Annotated in this window: 9 protein-coding genes and 1 riboswitch; of the genes, 6 read left to right on the top strand and 3 right to left on the bottom strand. The window is 71.1% G+C overall.

Going from position 1 to position 16,756, the window contains the following annotated elements; all coding sequences use genetic code 11:
- Window positions 1-10 precede the first annotated feature (10 nt).
- Complete coding sequence (rpmB, locus tag QH270_RS11640) at window positions 11-202, bottom strand: 50S ribosomal protein L28 (protein WP_011210730.1); 192 nt, start codon at window positions 200-202, stop codon at window positions 11-13.
- Between the two features lie 303 nt (window positions 203-505).
- On the opposite strand from rpmB, the gene QH270_RS11635 reads away from it, so the two are divergent.
- Both QH270_RS11635 and recG read left to right on the top strand, forming a co-directional pair.
- A complete protein-coding gene (locus QH270_RS11635; protein ID WP_280340821.1) occupies window positions 506-2,533 on the top strand; it encodes a DAK2 domain-containing protein in 2,028 nt (675 codons plus the stop codon).
- A complete protein-coding gene (gene recG / locus QH270_RS11630; protein WP_280340819.1) occupies window positions 2,534-4,798 on the top strand; it encodes an ATP-dependent DNA helicase RecG in 2,265 nt (754 codons plus the stop codon). It abuts the gene before it with no gap.
- 46 nt (window positions 4,799-4,844) lie between these two features.
- On the opposite strand, the gene QH270_RS11625 is transcribed toward recG, so the two are convergent.
- Window positions 4,845-6,269 carry a short-chain fatty acyl-CoA regulator family protein gene (locus tag QH270_RS11625; protein ID WP_280340818.1) on the bottom strand — a complete coding sequence of 475 codons (1,425 nt, stop codon included), beginning with the start codon at window positions 6,267-6,269 and terminating at the stop codon, window positions 4,845-4,847.
- A 393-nt stretch (window positions 6,270-6,662) separates the two neighbouring features.
- On the opposite strand from QH270_RS11625, the gene QH270_RS11620 reads away from it, so the two are divergent.
- Genes QH270_RS11620 through QH270_RS11610 form a run of 3 tightly spaced genes read left to right on the top strand, consistent with a single transcriptional unit; the run spans window position 6,663 to window position 10,245 of the window.
- Window positions 6,663-8,186, top strand: coding sequence for an MmgE/PrpD family protein (locus QH270_RS11620; protein WP_280340817.1), 1,524 nt, complete (start codon window positions 6,663-6,665; stop codon window positions 8,184-8,186).
- Complete coding sequence (gene prpB / locus QH270_RS11615) at window positions 8,186-9,106, top strand: methylisocitrate lyase (protein ID WP_280340815.1); 921 nt, start codon at window positions 8,186-8,188, stop codon at window positions 9,104-9,106. Before QH270_RS11620 ends, prpB begins: the two co-directional genes overlap by 1 nt.
- Window positions 9,103-10,245, top strand: a complete 1,143-nt coding sequence (locus QH270_RS11610) for a bifunctional 2-methylcitrate synthase/citrate synthase (RefSeq protein WP_280340813.1) — start codon at window positions 9,103-9,105, stop codon at window positions 10,243-10,245. The genes prpB and QH270_RS11610 overlap by 4 nt, the downstream gene beginning before the upstream one ends.
- Window positions 10,246-10,337: 92 nt before the next feature.
- Here QH270_RS11610 and metE read toward each other — a convergent pair whose 3' ends face one another.
- Window positions 10,338-12,602, bottom strand: coding sequence for a 5-methyltetrahydropteroyltriglutamate--homocysteine S-methyltransferase (gene metE, locus QH270_RS11605; RefSeq protein ID WP_280340812.1), 2,265 nt, complete (start codon window positions 12,600-12,602; stop codon window positions 10,338-10,340).
- A 142-nt stretch (window positions 12,603-12,744) separates the two neighbouring features.
- Window positions 12,745-12,959, bottom strand: a riboswitch (cobalamin riboswitch).
- A gap of 259 nt (window positions 12,960-13,218) precedes the next feature.
- On the opposite strand from metE, the gene QH270_RS11600 reads away from it, so the two are divergent.
- A complete protein-coding gene (locus QH270_RS11600; protein WP_280340810.1) occupies window positions 13,219-16,617 on the top strand; it encodes a pyruvate carboxylase in 3,399 nt (1,132 codons plus the stop codon).
- Window positions 16,618-16,756 lie beyond the last annotated feature (139 nt).

Here is a 16,756-nt window from a genome sequence, read left to right as displayed (position 1 = left end):
GGGCTGAGAATCAGCCGCGGACGACCTTGCCCGCCTTCAGGCAGGAGGTGCACACGTTCATCCGGCGGGTGTTGCCAGGGGCAACCTGCGCACGCACGGTCTGGATGTTCGGGTTCCAGCGACGGTTGGTGCGCCGGTGCGAGTGCGAGACCGACTTCCCGAAACCGGGGCCCTTGGCGCAGACGTCGCAAACGGCAGCCATGTCGCGAGCTCCTTCATGTCATAAGCGGTCAGCGCGCACGGATGCCCGCTGTACCGGAAACTGATGTCGTCAATGCCTTGCCGACTCGCGTCGGCCAGCGCAGACCGGGATCGGCCGCGCGAGGCAACCCTGCAAGGGTAGCTGGCCGGGCCGTGATCTTCCAAACCGGGTGTCCCGGTCGACACGCCGGGCACGGCCCGGATGACGGGCCCGTCCGCGCTCAGCATACCGCTGTCGGCCGCTGCCGCTAACCTGGCGTGCGTGCTCGGCGGGCGGGCACGCGGAACGGGGAACGAGGTGGCGGTGTCGCACGTGCGGAAGGCGCTCGACGGCGCCGAGCTGCTGGCCTGGGCCCGAACCTGCCGCACCGACCTGGAACTCCGCCGCGCCGAGATCAACGCCCTCAATGTGTTCCCCATCGCCGACTCCGACACCGGCACCAATCTCCTGGCAACCATGCGGGCGGCGGTCGCGGCGGCGGAGGCGGTCCGCGACGCCGCGCCGACGGGCACCGAGGTCGCGGCGCCGAGTGGCTCCGGCCCCGCGCGGTCGGCGGCCGAGGTCGCGAGGGCACTCGCGCGTGGTGCGACGACCGGCGCTCGCGGTAATTCCGGGATCATTCTCTCGCAGGTGCTGCGCGGGATCGCCGAATCGGTGTCCGACGGTCCACTGACCGGCGACCGATTGCGCACCGCGCTGCACCGGGCCGCGGTACTCGTGCGCACCGGGCTCAGTTCCCCCGTCGAAGGCACGATCCTGACCGTCCTCGATCGCGCCGCGGTGGCCGCGGCCGACTCGCCGGAGCCGGCGCTGGCGGCCGTCGCCCGGTCGGCGGCCGAGGGCGCCGCCCGCGCGCTGAACGAGACGCCCACGCAACTGGGCGTGCTGCGCGCGGCCGGAGTCGTCGACGCCGGGGCGCGGGGACTCCTCGTGCTACTCGACTGTCTCGTCGGGCAGATCTGCGGCGAAGCGCCGACCCGCGACACCTATACCCGCGCCGGAGCGGGCGACCGCGGGCACGTCGGTGCCGATGACCGTGCCCGTCAGGCCGACGGACCGCGTACCCCCGGCACAGTGAGCGCCGGTCCGTCCGCGGTAGTCGTGGCGCAGGAGACCAGAACGGACGGTGCGGACGAGGCGATGTCGCGTGCCGCCGACCTCTGGGACGAGCAGGATCGGCCCGACGACGCAGACCCGCATTTCGAGGTCATGTACGTGATCTCCGGGACCGACGAGGTGGCCGCGGGAGGCCTGCGGGACCGGCTCGCCGTGCTCGGTGATTCGGTCGTCGTGGTGGGCGACGGCGACAGCACCTGGTCGGCGCATGTGCACTGCCGGGACGCGGGTGCCGCGATCGAGGCGGGGTTGGCGATCGGCACGTTGACCGGTATCCGGATCGAGAGCTTCGCCGTGACCGCACCGCATGGGGGCGCGCATCACGACGCCGCCTCGCCGTCCGCCTGTGACGGCGGCTCCGTCGACGGCGCCCGGCACGCGACCCGCGGCGAGGCGAACGGCGGTCCGCTCGCCGCCGCGTCCCCCGCCGCGCCTGATGCCGACCTCGGCGCGCTCGCTGCCGACACGGTCTCCGTACAGACCAGCGCCCAGGTCCTGGACAACCCGGCGCGGGTCCACGACGCGACCGACGGACAGCGGCCGGGCACGGACGTTCTCGCCGATCGCGGCATCCTCGCCGTGGCATCGGGCGCGGCGGCCGCGAGCCTGTTCGAGGACGCGGGCGCCGTGGTGCTGCGCGGTGACCGGCAGCTCGATACGTCCGCGCTGCTCACCGCGATCCGTGCCATGCCGCATCGGGAGGTGCTGGTGCTGCCGAACGGGGCGCTGCCCGCGCAGGAGCTCGTGGCCGCCGGTGTCGCCGCGCGTGACGGGTCACGTGACGTCCTGTTGCTGCCGAGCGCGTCGATGGTGCAGGGGCTGGCCGCGCTCGCGGTGCACGACCGGGGCCGGATCGCGGTGGACGACGCGTTCGCGATGTCGGAGGCGGCGGCGACCACCCGGTGGGGCGCGCTGCGGGCGGCGCGGGTGCGCGCGCTGACGATGGTCGGGATGTGTTCGCCCGGTGACGGACTCGGCCTGGTCGGCCACGACGTCGTGGTGATCGACCCCGATGTGGTGGGCGCCGGCCGCATCCTGCTGGACCGGATGCTCGGTCTCGGTGGCGAACTGGTGACCCTGCTGATGGGCGCCGACGCGGGCCCGGACCTGGGCGCGGTCCTGGCCGAGCATGTGACGGCCGGTTTCCCCGGTGTCGAGGTCGTGGTGTATTCCGGTGGGCAGCAAGCGGATCTGGTGCAGATAGGGGTCGAGTAGATGGCGACGTTGAGTGACCGGCTCGATCACGTGCTCGGGGTGAAGGCCGCCGACCGGCTGACCGAAGCGTTCGACATGACCACGGTCGAGGACCTGCTGCGCCACTATCCGGTGCGCTATGCCACCCAGGGCCAGCCGCTCACCGAGGAAGAACCCGAGGAGAGCGCGCACATCACGGTGATCGGCCGGATCACCAAAACCGAACTGCGCCCGATGAAGAACCGCCGCGGCTCCCTGCTGAAGGTGCAGCTCGACACCGGCGCAGCCCGCCCCGTCGAGGCCACCTTCTTCAACGGCGACAAGGTGCGTTACCTGGTGAAAGAGGGCGTGCGGGCGATGATGTCGGGCACCGTGCACTGGTGGCGGCCCGACCGTTGGAACCTCTCGCACCCCGACTACCTGATCCTGCCCGACAAGGCCGAGGCCGGGGTCGAGGAACTCACCTCGGTGCGCGGCAGCGGGGCGCTGCGCGGGCTGGCGCAGAGCGCGAAAGGCGCGGGGGGAGTGGACGCCGCGTTCTTCGAGCGCGAGTTCGTCCCGGTCTATCCGGCGACGGCCAAGGTGCAGAGCTGGGACCTGCTGGCCTGCATCCGCCAGGTCCTCGACCAGCTCGACCCGATCGAGGACCCGCTGCCCACCGATCTGCGCGAGGACCGCGGCCTGCTCGAGGTCTCCGACGCCCTGCGCCTGATCCACCTGCCCGAACACAAGCTCGACATCGAGAAGGCCAGGGACCGGCTGCGTTTCGACGAGGCGCTGGCCCTGCAGCTGGTGCTCGCCGAGCGGCGGCACGAAGTAGAAGGCCGCACCGCGCCCGCCTGCCCGCCCGTCACCGACGGGATCGCGGCCGCCTTCGATGAGCGGCTGCCCTTCGAACTCACCGAGGGCCAGCGGCAGGTGATCGACGAGATCTCCGCCGACCTGTCCCGCACGCGCCCGATGCATCGCCTGCTCCAGGGCGAGGTGGGTTCGGGCAAGACGATCGTCGCGCTGCACGCCATGCTGCAGGCGGTCGATGCCGGTCGCCAGTGCGCGCTGCTGGCGCCGACGGAGGTCCTCGCGGCGCAGCACTATCGCTCACTGCGGGGCATGCTGGGCGAGCTGGGTACCGCGGGCGAGCTCGGCGCGGCGGAGCGGGCGACCAAGGTGGTGCTGCTGACCGGCTCGATGTCGACGGCGGCCAAGAAGGCGGCCCTGCTGGACGCGGTGACCGGCGAGGCGGGCATCGTCATCGGTACCCACGCCCTCATCCAGGACGCCGTGGAGTTCTTCGATCTCGGCCTCGTCGTCGTCGACGAACAGCACCGCTTCGGTGTCGAACAGCGAGACGCGTTGCGGGCCAAGGCCAACAACGGCATCAGCCCGCACCTGCTGGTGATGACCGCGACCCCGATTCCGCGCACCATCGCCATGACGACCCTCGGCGACCTGGAGACCTCCACCCTCACCCAGCTGCCGCGCGGTCGGTCCCCGATCGTGTCGAGAGTCGTTCCGCGCAAACTGCATCCGGGCTGGGTGGACCGCGCGTGGGAACGCATTCTCGAGGAAGTCGGCCAGGGCAGACAGGCGTATGTGGTGTGCTCGCGGATCGGCGAGGATCCCGACGCGCCGCCGGCCAAGGGCAAGAAGTCGGCGGAGGAGAAGGAGGGGCCGACCACGCAGGCCGCCGTCGACATGTACGAGACGCTGAGCGCCGGGCCGCTCGCCGGTGTGCGGGTCGGGCTGCTGCACGGTCGGCTGCCGTCCGACGAGAAGGACCACGTGATGCGGCAGTTCAACGACGCCGCCATCGATGTCCTGGTCTGTACGACGGTCGTCGAGGTCGGTGTCGACGTGCCGAACGCGACGGTGATGGTGATCGTCGACGCGGACCGGTTCGGCGTGAGTCAGCTGCATCAGCTGCGCGGGCGCATCGGTCGCGGCGAGCATCCCGGTCTGTGCCTGCTCGTCACCGACGCCGCGCCCGGTGGTACCGCGATGGCGCGGCTCGAGGCCGTCGCGGCGACCACCGACGGTTTCGAACTCTCGGTGCTCGATCTGCGCCAGCGCAGGGAGGGGGATGTGCTCGGCGCTGCCCAGTCCGGGACCGCGAGGTCGCTGCGCCTGCTGTCGCTGCTCGACGATCTGGAGGTGATCACCGCGGCGCAGGAACTGGCGCGACAGGTGGTCGCCGAGGATCCCGGCCTGGTGAGACACCCCGGCCTGGCCGGGATGATGCACGCCGCGGTCGACGGCGAACGCATCGAATACCTCGCCAAGTCCTGATCGCGGGCGAGGGCAGGCCCGCGCCGGCGTGGCGCGGGCCTGCTGCTCAGCGCGGCAGTCGCGGGTACGGCAGATCGGTGCTGGTGTGCTCGGCCACCGCGAGTGGCCGGCCGATCTGCGGGAACGCGCGCTGCGGGCAGGCGGGCCGCTCACACACTTTGCAGCCCGCGCCGATCGGCACCGCCACCTGTGGGTCGTCGAGTTGCAGGCCCTGCGAGTAGACCAGCCGGTCGGCGTATTCGATGTCGCAGCCGAGCCCGATGACGAAGTTCTTGGCCGCCGTGCCGAATCCCTGCTGGGTGGCCGGGGTGGTGCGGGCGATCCACAGGTAGCGGCGGCCGTCGGGCATCTCCGAGATCTGGGTGAGGATGCGCCCGGGATGCGCGAACGCCTCGTGGGTGACCCACAGGGGGCAGCTGCCGCCGACCCGGGAGAAGTGGAACGCGGTGGCGGACTGTCTTTTCGAGATGTTTCCCGCCCGATCGGTGCGGACCAGGAAGAACGGCACGCCGCGCTGTCCCTGGCGCTGCAGGGTACTGAGCCGGTGGCAGACCGTCTCGAAACCGACCTCGAACCGCAGTGCGAGCAGGTCCACGTCGTAGCGCAGTTCCTCGGCCGAGCGCAGGAAGCGGCCGTAGGGCAGGATCAGCGCGCCCGCGAAGTAGTTGGCCAGCCCCACCCGGGCCAGGGTGCGGGATTCGCCGGTGAGCGCCCGTGATTCGGCGAGCACGTTGTCGATCTCACGGCCGTAGAGCAGCAGGCCGAGGGTGGTCGCGATCTGGAAGGCGCGCTGACCGGGGCGCAGCCGCCGGGCGAGGGTCAGCGTGCGGGTGTCGGGATCGTAGTGGCGTTTCGGGATGGTCGGATCGGCCCCGTCGCCACGGACCAGGACGGTGACGCCCGCGCGCTCCTCGGCGACCCGGGCCAGCTGCCGGTCCAGCGAGCCGATCGTCAGCCCGGATTCCTCGAACAGCTGCTCGGCCGCGTGATCGAGGGTCGCGATGTGATTGCGGTGGTCGTAGAAGAAGTCCCGCACGTCCTCGTACGGCATCGGGGCGCCGGGCGCGCCCGCGTTGTTGTCCACCCGGGAGGACAGCAGATCGAGCTGGTCGGTGGCCGCGCGCAACCGACGGTGCATCGCGATGACGATGCGTGCGACCTCGGGCAACCTGGTCGCGAGTTCCTCGACCTCGGTGATCGGCGCGGTGTCGCCCCCGCCCGCGGCCTCGACCAGGACCTCGTGCAGGTCCGAGACCAGTCGCGCGTCGGAGTCCGCCGCGAAGAACTGCACATCGAGATCGAAGGTCGAGTTCAGTTTCAGCAGAACCGGAATGGTGAGTGGGCGCTGATCGCGCTCGAGCTGATTGAGATAACTGGGCGAGAGATCCAACGATTTCGCCAACGCCGCCTGAGTCATCCTTCGTTCTTCACGCAGCCGTCGAAGCCGGGCCCCCGCGTACATCTTCCGCACGTCGGAGATCCTAACGCTCCTGGTTCGCAATGTTCGCTCGAACGGACGATCGGACACGGAGAAGTCCAGTCCTGCAAGGGATTTTACCTGTTACTACCCGTGCGTAACGTGCGAAGCGCCGAATCGGGGGCATGCGCGGGCGCGCCCGCCGGTCGAGGCGGACCTGTCTCGGATGTCGGGGCGGCCGGTTGGGCGCGTGCCACGCGGTTGCCGAGGGAGTTCCCAGAGCGAACGGGTATCACCGTACAGACTCTCCTCGTCGTTGTTCGCAGAATTCGCTGACTCGGCCTTTCTCGCACGCAAAAATACGCCTGTTCAGTGTGTTCTCGGCGGGTGCATGGGTGCGTAGCGTGCGAATCAGAGCCGGGAGCGACCGGCTGGATCGGAGGAGCAGTGAAGACCCACATCGTTCGCAGCGTCGGCGCCGCCGAGGATTTCCCGCGTGCGGGACACCTCGCCATGCTCGTCGCCGAGGTGGCGGCGGACCCCGTCCCGGTGCCGGGAGAGGCCGTCGAGATGATCGTGAACCGGATCATCGACAATGCCGCCGTGGCCGTGGCCGCGGTCCTGCGCGGGCCGGTGCGCACCGCCAGGGCGCAGGCCATGGCGCACCCGGTGCCCGTGGGGGCCGCGCGGCACGGTGCAACGGTTCTCGGACTGCCGAGCGCACAGCGGTTCTCGCCGGAGTGGGCCGCCCTGGCCAACGGGGTGGCGGTGCGCGAGCTGGATTTCCACGACACCTTCCTCGCCGCGGAGTACTCCCATCCCGGCGACAACATCCCGCCGATCCTCGCGGTCGCCCAGCACCGGGGATGCGGTGGGACGGACCTGATCCGCGGGCTGGCCACCGGCTACGAGATCCAGATCGACCTGGCGCGCGCGATCTGCCTGCACGAGCACAAGATCGACCACGTCGCGCACCTCGGCCCGTCGGCGGCCGCGGGTATCGGCACGCTGCTCGGCCTCGACACCGAGACCATCTATCAGGCCGTCGGCCAAGCCCTGCACACCACGACGGCGACCCGCCAGTCGCGCAAGGGGGAGATCTCGAGCTGGAAGGCCTACGCGCCCGCCTTCGCCGGGAAGATGGCCGTCGAGGCGGTGGATCGCGCGATGCGCGGCGAGGGCGCCCCCGCCCCGATCTGGGAAGGCGCGGACGGTGTGATCGCGCGACTGCTCGGTGGCCCCGACGCCGAATACCGAGTGCCGCTGCCGGGGCCGGGCGAAGCGAAGCGCGCCATCCTGGACAGCTACACCAAGGAGCATTCGGCCGAATACCAGAGCCAGGCGCCGATCGACCTGGCCCGCAGGCTCCGCGAGCGGATCTCCGACACCGACCGGATCGCCTCGATCGTGCTGCACACCAGTCAGCACACACATGTCGTGATCGGCACCGGCTCCGGCGATCCGCAGAAATTCGATCCGCGCGCCAGCCGCGAGACTCTCGACCATTCCCTCCCGTATATCTTCGCCGTCGCCTTGCAGGACGGCACCTGGCACCACGAACGCTCGTACGCGCCGGAGCGGGCGCGGCGCGCGGACACGGTCGCGCTGTGGCGCAAGATCTCCACCGTCGAGGATCCGGAGTGGACGCGCCGCTACCACGCGAGCGACCCGGCGGAGCGGGCGTTCGGCGCGCGCGCCGTGGTCACCTTCGACGACGGCACGGTGCTCACCGACGAACTCGCGGTCGCCGACGCGCACCCGGCCGGCGCGCGTCCGTTCGGACGCGAGCACTACGTGGCGAAGTTCCGCTCGCTCGCCGACGGCATCGTCGCGCCCGCGGAACAGCGACGCTTCCTCGCCGCGGCGCAGCGCGCGCCGGAGCTGGCGCCCGGCGAGCTGGATCAGCTCACCGTCACCGTCGATCCCGCGCTGTTCGACCGGCTGCCCGCCGCACGGGAAGGACTCTTCTGATGAGTGTTCCGGCATCGCTCGCCGCGCACACCACGGCGGCGGACAAGCGCGCCGCCTTCCGGACCGGGCTCGCGTCCGGCGAGTTGCAGCGGCTGCCGGGGGCGTTGAATCCCCTGGTCGCCACGCTGATCCAGGAGCTGGGCTTCGAGGGTGCCTACGTGTCGGGCGCGGTGGTGTCGGCGGAGCTGGGGCTGCCCGACATCGGCCTGACCACGCTCACCGAGGTCGTCGAACGCGGCCGCCAGGTCGCCCGTGCCACCGAACTGCCCGTCCTGCTCGACGCCGACACGGGCTTCGGTGAGCCCATGAACGCCGCCAGGACGGTGACGCTGCTCGAGGACGCGGGCCTGGCCGGCTGTCATCTGGAGGACCAGGTGAATCCCAAACGGTGCGGTCATCTCGACGGCAAGGCGGTCGTCGGCACCTCGGACATGGTCCGCCGGATCAGGGCCGCCGTCACCGCCCGCCGCGATCCGGGATTCGTGATCTGCGCGCGGACCGACGCCCGCGCCGTCGAGGGCGTGGACGCGGCGATCGACCGCGCCAAGGCCTACGCCGACGCGGGCGCGGACCTGATCTTCACCGAGGCACTCCTCGACGAGGCCGAGTTCGCGAAGTTCCGTGCCGCCGTGGCTGTCCCGCTGCTCGCGAACATGACCGAGTTCGGCAAGGGCCCGCTGTTGTCCGCGCGTACCCTCACCGACCTGGGCTACAACGCGGTCATCTACCCCGTCACCACCTTGCGCCTGGCGATGGGCGCGATCGAGGACGGACTGCGCGAGCTCGCTGCGGCCGGTACCCAGGCGGCGCTGCTGGACCGGATGCAGCACCGCGCCCGGCTCTACGAACTCCTCGACTACCGGCGCTACGCCGCGTTCGACTCCGGCATCGTCGATTTCACGGTGGGTGAACGAGCATGAGCGGCAGTGAACCGAGTCCGGCCGTGGCGAAGGGGCTGGCGGGGGTGGTGGTCGACACGACCAGCATCTCGAAGGTGGTGAGCGAGACGAATTCGCTGACCTACCGCGGCTATCCGGTGCAGGACCTGGCCGCCCACCGCGGCTTCGAGGAGGTCGCCTACCTGCTGTGGTACGGCGAACTACCCGACGACACCCAGCTGCGCCTGCTGTGCGAGCGCGAACGGGCCCACCGCCGGATCGACCGGTCGGTGCTCGCGCTGATACAGAAGATGCCCGACACCTGTCATCCGATGGATGTGGTGCGCACGGTCGTCAGCTACCTCGGCACCGAGGACGCCACCGCCGAAAGCGCGTCGGAACGCGAAAGACTGGCCGCCGCACTGCGGTTGACGGCGCTGCTGCCGACGGTGATCGCGGCCGCGATGCGCAGACGGCGCGGACTCGACCCCATCGCCCCGCACGCCCAGCTCGGGTTCGCCGAGAACTTCCTCCACATGTGCTTCGGCGCGGTGCCGGACCCACGACTCGTGCGCGCGTTCGAGACCTCGCTGATCCTCTACGCCGAGCACGGATTCAACGCCTCCACCTTCGCCGCGCGCGTGGTGACCTCCACCGGCTCGGACCTCTACAGCGCGGTCACGGCCGCCATCGGCGCGCTGAAGGGCCGCCTGCACGGCGGCGCGAACGAGGCGGTCATGCACACCATGCTCGAGATCGGCGATCCCGCGCGCGCCGCGGCCTGGGTCGGCGACACCCTGGCGGCCGGGCACAAGGTGATGGGATTCGGCCACCGCGTGTACCGCGAGGGCGACTCCAGGGTGCCGACGATGAAGGCCGCGCTCGACGAGGTCGCCGAGCTGACCGGCGGACAGCGCTGGGTCCGCATGTACGCGGCGCTGGCCGCCGCCATGGCCGAGAAGACCGGCATCGCACCGAATCTCGACTTCCCCGCCGGGCCCGCCTACTACCTGCTCGGCTTCGACATCGAGATGTTCACGCCGCTGTTCGTGATGAGCCGGATCACCGGCTGGACCGCGCACATCGCGGAGCAGTCCGCCGCCAACGCGCTGATCCGGCCGCTGTCGGAGTATCGCGGTGTCGACCAGCGGCCGGTGCCGGTCGGCCGGGTCCCGCGCTGAATCGGCCGCGACCATGAGCGCGACCGCCCCGGACGGAGAATCCGTCCGGGGCGGTTTACGCGTGCGGCTCGGTCACCCGAGGCCGCGGTGGCTCACCGCAGCGCGGCGGCCGCCGTCACCAGGTTCCGCAGCGACGCCTCGACCTCCACCGGCCCCCGGGTCTTGAGCCCGCAGTCGGGATTCACCCAGAGCCGCTCGGCGGGAACCGCTTTCAATGCGGCCGTCAGCGAGGCGGTGATCTCCTCGACCGAGGGCACCCGTGGGGAGTGGATGTCGTAGACGCCGGGACCGACACCGAGCGCGAAGCCGGCCGCGTTCAGGTCGTCGAGCACCTCCATGTGCGAGCGTGCCGCCTCGATGGAGGTCACATCGGCGTCCAGGCCCGCGATCGCCGAGATCACCTCGCCGAACTCCGAATAGCACAGGTGGGTGTGCACCTGGGTGGTGTCGGCGACGCCGGCGGTGGCGAGCCGGAACGCGTCGACGGACCAGCGCAGGTAGGCGGGCTGGTCGCTCGCGCGCGGCGGCAGCAACTCCCGCAGGGCGGGCTCGTCGACCTGGATGATCCGCGCGCCCTGGGCTTCCAGACCGACGGTCTCGTCCCGGATGGCCAGGGCGACCTGCCGTGCGGTGTCGGCCAGCGGCTGATCGTCACGGACGAAAGACCAGGCGAGGATGGTCACCGGGCCGGTGAGCATGCCCTTGACCGGCTTGTCGGTGAGCGACTGGGCATAGCCGATCCACGACAGCGTCATCGGCGTCGGCCGGGAGACGTCGCCGAACAGGATCGGCGGGCGCACGCAGCGGGTGCCGTAGGACTGCACCCAGCCGTTCCCGGTGGCGGCGAAACCGTCGAGCAGTTCGGCGAAGTACTGCACCATGTCATTGCGTTCGGGCTCGCCGTGCACCAGCACGTCCAGGCCGAGCCGCTCCTGCAGGGCGATCACCTCGGCGATCTCGGCCCGCATCCGGCGCACGTACTCGGCCTCGTCGATCTCGCCCTTGCGCAGCGCGGCACGGGCCAGCCGGATCGCCGAGGTCTGCGGATAGGAGCCGATGGTGGTGGTCGGCAGGAGCGGCAGGTCGAGATGTTCGTGTTGGAGTGCGCGCCGCGCGTCGGCGGGTGAGCGGGTCAGATCGCTCTCGTCCAATGCCGTCAGGCGGGCCCGGACGCGTGCGTCGTGCAGTCGTGGGTCGGCGCGGCGGGAGGCGGCGGCCGCGCGGGCGGCGGCCAGTTCGGTGGCGACCGCTGTCGTGCCTTCGGTGATCGCGGTCGCGAGAACCTTGACCTCATCGACCTTTTCGGCGCCGAAGGCGAGCCAGGACCGCAGCCGATCGTCGAGCCCGGTCTCCGGGGTCAGCGAGTACGGGACGTGCAGCAGTGAGCACGAACTCGCCACGGCCACCGCGTCGGCACTGCCGAGCAGCGTGCCCAGTGTGGTGAGCGCGGCGTCGAGATCGGTACGCCAGATGTTGCGGCCGTCGACCACCCCGGCGACCACGAGCTTGCGCGCGAGCGCGGGCACGGCGGCCACCGCGGCGGGATCCGTCCCCGCCGTGAAATCGAGTGCCACGCCCTCGATTCCGGTGTCGGCGAGCGCGGACAGCGCCGCGTCGGGATGGCCGAAGTAGGTGGCCACCAGGATCGCGGGACGGTCGGACGCGGCCGAGAGCTCGGTGTAGGTGTCCCGCACGAGGGCGATCTCGGCCTCGGTCAGGTCGGTGACCAGGATCGGTTCGTCGAGCTGCACCCAGCGTGCGCCCGCGTCGGCGAGCCCGGCCAGCAGCTCGCGATACAGCGGCAGCAGGTCCGGCAGCCGGTCCAGCGCGGGTCCGTCGGCGGACTTGGCCAGCTTCAGGAACGTCAGCGGCCCGATCACCACCGGCCTGGCTGGCACGCCCAGTTCGATCGCCTCGGCGAGTTCGCCGAGCAGCTTGTCCGGGTGCAGGGCGAAGGTGGTGCCCGCGTCGATCTCGGGGACCAGATAGTGATAGTTGGTGTCGAACCACTTGGTCATCTCCAGCGGCGCGACGGTATCGGTGCCACGGGCCGCGGCGAAGTACCGGTCGAGCGGGTCGCTGATGGCGTCCACGCGCGGCGGGAGCGCGCCGAACAACACGGCGGTGTCGAGCATCTGGTCGTAGTAGGAGAAGGTGCCGACGGGCACCGAATCCATGCCGGCCGCGCGCAGTTCGGCGTAGTGGGCCGCGCGCAGCGAGCGGGCGACAGCACGCAGGTGCTCGGCGTCGGCCCGGCCTGCCCAGTAGGACTCGATGGCGCGCTTGAGTTCCCGGTTCGGGCCGATCCGCGGCAAGCCGAGAACCGTTGCGGTGAAGGGAGAGTGCGAAACAGTCACGGAGATTCTCCAGTGTCTCGTGCGGGAGCCAGCGCCGTTCTGCGGGCACACGTCGACACCTCCGGGACCTGTCGTGCGGGCACGGCGGGTCGGCACAGGTGGTCCGCGCGCCCGATCCACGAGGCGGTGGCCGCCGGATACGGCGTATCCGGCACAGTCGGCAGGTCTTCGGACTCGCCGGCACCGGTCGTGTGATCGACCGACCTACTGACCGTCGCTTCCCAGGTGTCGAGCCCAGTGCTGATGACGGTGGTCGTTCCGGCATACCGCTGCGGGACAGTCCCGGATTCCCACCGGGTTCCCTCTCCGCCCGGCGCGGGTCGTGCGTGTCCGGGCGTCGACGCCCGCGCGGGAGGTCGGGGCTCCGACTCTTCCACCGCGCCGGCGAACCAGCTGCGGCACCCAGCATAGGCCGTGCCGACGGCCCGGGCGAGCCTCCCACCCACCGGGAGGGTGGTGACCTGCGCGGACCGGCCGCACGGTAGGGGCGTCGCCGCGGTGAGATGTGACGGCCGGGTGAACGCAACTTCGCAGGTGGGCCGGTGTGCGGTGTGAAGATTGCTGCGAAGCCACCTTGCGTGCCGGAGGTCGGGTCCGGTCCGGGTACCGTGGTCCAATGTTCTCGAAAGTCTTGGTCGCCAATCGTGGTGAAATCGCCATTCGCGCCTTCCGCGCGGCATACGAGCTAGGCATCGGAACGGTCGCGGTGTTCCCGCACGAGGACCGCAATTCCGTGCACCGTTTGAAGGCGGCCGAGTCGTATCAGATCGGCGAGGAAGGGCACCCGGTCCGGGCGTACCTGTCGATCGAGGCGATCATCGACGCCGCCAAGAGCGCGGGCGCCGACGCCATCTATCCCGGCTACGGCTTCCTCTCGGAGAACCCCGACCTCGCCGCCGCCTGTGAGCGCGAGGGCATCACCTTCATCGGCCCCTCGGCCGCCGTGCTCGAGATGGCGGGCAACAAGGCCACCGCGATCGCCACCGCCAAGGCGGCGGGGCTGCCGGTGCTGAAGTCGAGCGAGCCCAGCGCCGACATCGACGCGCTGCTGGCCGCGGCGGAGGCGTTCGAGTACCCCATCTTCGTCAAGGCGGTCGCCGGTGGCGGTGGCCGCGGCATGCGCCGGGTGGCCGCACCCGAACAGCTGCGCGAGTCGATCGAGGCGGCCTCGCGCGAGGCCGAGTCGGCCTTCGGCGACCCGACCGTGTTCCTCGAGCAGGCCGTGGTGAACCCGCGCCACATCGAGGTGCAGATCCTGGCCGACCAGCACGGCAACGTCATGCACCTGTTCGAGCGTGACTGTTCGCTGCAGCGCCGCCACCAGAAGGTGATCGAGCTCGCGCCCGCCCCGAACCTGGATCCCGCGCTGCGCGAACGCATCTGCGCCGACGCGGTGGCCTTCGCCCGCCAGATCGGCTACAGCAACGCGGGCACCGTGGAGTTCCTGCTCGACGAGCGCGGCAACCACGTCTTCATCGAGATGAACCCGCGCATCCAGGTCGAGCACACGGTGACCGAGGAGATCACCGATGTCGACCTCGTGCAGTCGCAGCTGCGGATCGCGGCGGGGGAGACCCTGGCCGACCTCGGCCTGAGCCAGGACGCGGTCGCCATCCGCGGCGCCGCGCTGCAGTGCCGCATCACCACCGAGGACCCGGCCAACGGATTCCGCCCCGACACCGGCCGCATCACCGCCTACCGCACCCCGGGCGGCGCGGGCATCCGCCTCGACGGCGGCGCCAACCTGGGTGCCGAGATCGGCGCCTACTTCGACTCGATGCTGGTCAAGCTGACCTGCCGCGGCCGCGACCTGCCCGCCGCCGCCGCGCGCGCCCGCCGCGCGCTGGCCGAGTTCCGCATCCGCGGCGTGACGACCAACATCCCGTTCCTGCTGGCGGTGCTCGACGACCCCGACTTCCAGGCGGGCCGGGTCACCACCTCGTTCATCGACGAGCGTCCCGAACTGCTCACCTCGCGTGGCTCCGCCGACCGCGGCACCAAGATCCTGAGCTACCTCGCCGACGTCACCGTCAACAAGCCGCACGGCGAACGCCCGACCACGGTGTACCCGTACGACAAGCTGCCCGCCATCGACATGACGGTCGAGCCGCCCGCCGGTTCCCGCCAGCGCCTGCTCGCACTCGGCCCCGAGGGCTTCGCGAAGGCGCTGCGGGAGCAGAAGGCGCTCGGCGTCACCGACACCACCTTCCGCGACGCCCACCAGTCGCTGCTGGCCACCCGGGTGCGCACCAACGGCCTGCTCGGCGTCGCGGGCCACGTCGCCCGGCTGACCCCGGAACTGCTCTCGATCGAGGCATGGGGCGGCGCGACCTACGATGTGGCGCTGCGGTTCCTGCACGAGGACCCGTGGGAGCGGCTGGCCGCGCTGCGCGAAGCGGTCCCCAACATCTGCCTGCAGATGCTGCTGCGCGGGCGCAACACCGTCGGCTACACGCCCTACCCGGAGCAGGTGACCCGCGCCTTCGTGCAGGAGGCCACCGACACGGGCATCGATATCTTCCGTATCTTCGACGCGCTCAACAACGTCGACCAGATGCGCCCCGCCATCGCCGCCGTCCGCGAAACCGGCACGGCCGTGGCCGAAGTCGCGCTGTCCTACACCGGCGACCTGCTCGACCCGAACGAGTCGCTCTACACCCTGGACTACTACCTGAAGCTGGCCGAGCAGATCGTCGACGCGGGCGCCCACGTGCTCGCGATCAAGGACATGGCCGGTCTGCTGCGCGCGCCCGCGGCGGCCGAGCTCGTCACCGCGCTGCGCTCGAACTTCGACCTGCCGGTGCACGTGCACACCCACGACACCCCCGGCGGCCAGCTGGCCACCTACCTCGCCGCCTGGCAGGCGGGCGCCGACGCCGTCGACGGCGCGTCGGCGGCGATGGCGGGCACCACCTCGCAGCCCGCGCTCTCGGCGATCGTGGCCGCGGCCGCGCACACCGAGCACGACACCGGCCTCAACCTGCAGCACGTGTGCGACCTCGAGCCGTACTGGGAGGCCCTGCGCAAGGTGTACGCGCCGTTCGAGTCGGGCCTGCCCGCGCCGACCGGTCGCGTCTACACCCACGAGATCCCCGGCGGTCAGCTGTCGAACCTGCGTCAGCAGGCCATCGCGCTCGGCCTCGGCGACCGGTTCGAGGAGGTCGAGGCCAAGTACGCCGCGGCCGATCGGCTGCTCGGCCGCCTGATCAAGGTGACCCCGTCGTCGAAGGTCGTCGGTGACCTGGCGCTGGCGCTGGTCGGCACCGGTGTCGACATCGAGGACTTCGCCGCCGACCCGGGCCGCTACGACATCCCGGACTCGGTCATCGGGTTCCTGCGCGGCGAACTCGGCACCCCCGCGGGCGGCTGGCCGGAGCCGTTCCGGAGCAAGGCGCTGGCCGGGCGGAGCGAGCCCAAGCCGGAAACCCCGCTCACCGCGGCGGATCAGGCCGGTCTCGACGGGTCATCGCAGGAACGCCGCGACACCCTCAACCGGCTGCTGTTCCCCGGCCCGACAGCCGAATTCCAGGCGCACCGTGACAAGTACGGCGACACCACCGGGCTCTCGGAGAACCAGTTCTTCTACGGCCTGCGTCGCGGCGAGGAACACCGTGTGCAGCTGGAGAAGGGCGTCACCCTGCTCATCGGCCTCGAAGCGATCTCCGAGCCGGACGAGAAGGGCATGCGCACCGTCATGTGCATCATGAACGGGCAGCTGCGCCCGGTCGCGGTGCGCGACCGGTCCATCGCGTCCGAGGTGCCCGCGGTGGAGAAGGCCGACAAGAACAACCCCGGCCACATCGCCGCGCCGTTCGCCGGTGTCGTCACACTGGCGGTGTCGGAGGGCGAGGAGATCCACGCAGGCGACACCATCGGCACCATCGAGGCCATGAAGATGGAGGCGGCCATCACCGCGCCGCGCGGCGGCATCGTCGGCCGGATCGCGACGGCCAAGGTGCAGCAGGTCGAGGGCGGCGATCTGCTGGTGGAACTGGCTGCGCGCGAGTCGGAATGACGCGCATCGTCGCGGGCTCGGCCGGGGGGGGGGGCGCGGCGATGCGGCGGCGGCGGGCGTCGGCGGTGGCGAGCTCGGGGCGGGGGGCGCGGCCGACCAGGTACAGCGCGTGGTCGAGGGCCGCCGCGCTGCCGGCCGA

The organism is Nocardia neocaledoniensis, from assembly GCF_029868625.1.
GTDB classification, from domain to species: Bacteria; Actinomycetota; Actinomycetes; order Mycobacteriales; family Mycobacteriaceae; genus Nocardia; species Nocardia neocaledoniensis_A.
This window is presented reverse-complemented; position numbering and strand designations above follow the sequence as displayed.

Coding starts and splice junctions, on each gene's coding strand:
- rpmB (WP_011210730.1), bottom strand. CDS start 202: ATGGCTGCCGTTTGCGACGTCTGCGCCAAGGGCCCCGGTTTCGGGAAG.
- recG (WP_280340819.1), top strand. CDS start 2,534: ATGGCGACGTTGAGTGACCGGCTCGATCACGTGCTCGGGGTGAAGGCC.
- prpB (WP_280340815.1), top strand. CDS start 8,186: ATGAGTGTTCCGGCATCGCTCGCCGCGCACACCACGGCGGCGGACAAG.
- QH270_RS11610 (WP_280340813.1), top strand. CDS start 9,103: ATGAGCGGCAGTGAACCGAGTCCGGCCGTGGCGAAGGGGCTGGCGGGG.
- QH270_RS11600 (WP_280340810.1), top strand. CDS start 13,219: ATGTTCTCGAAAGTCTTGGTCGCCAATCGTGGTGAAATCGCCATTCGC.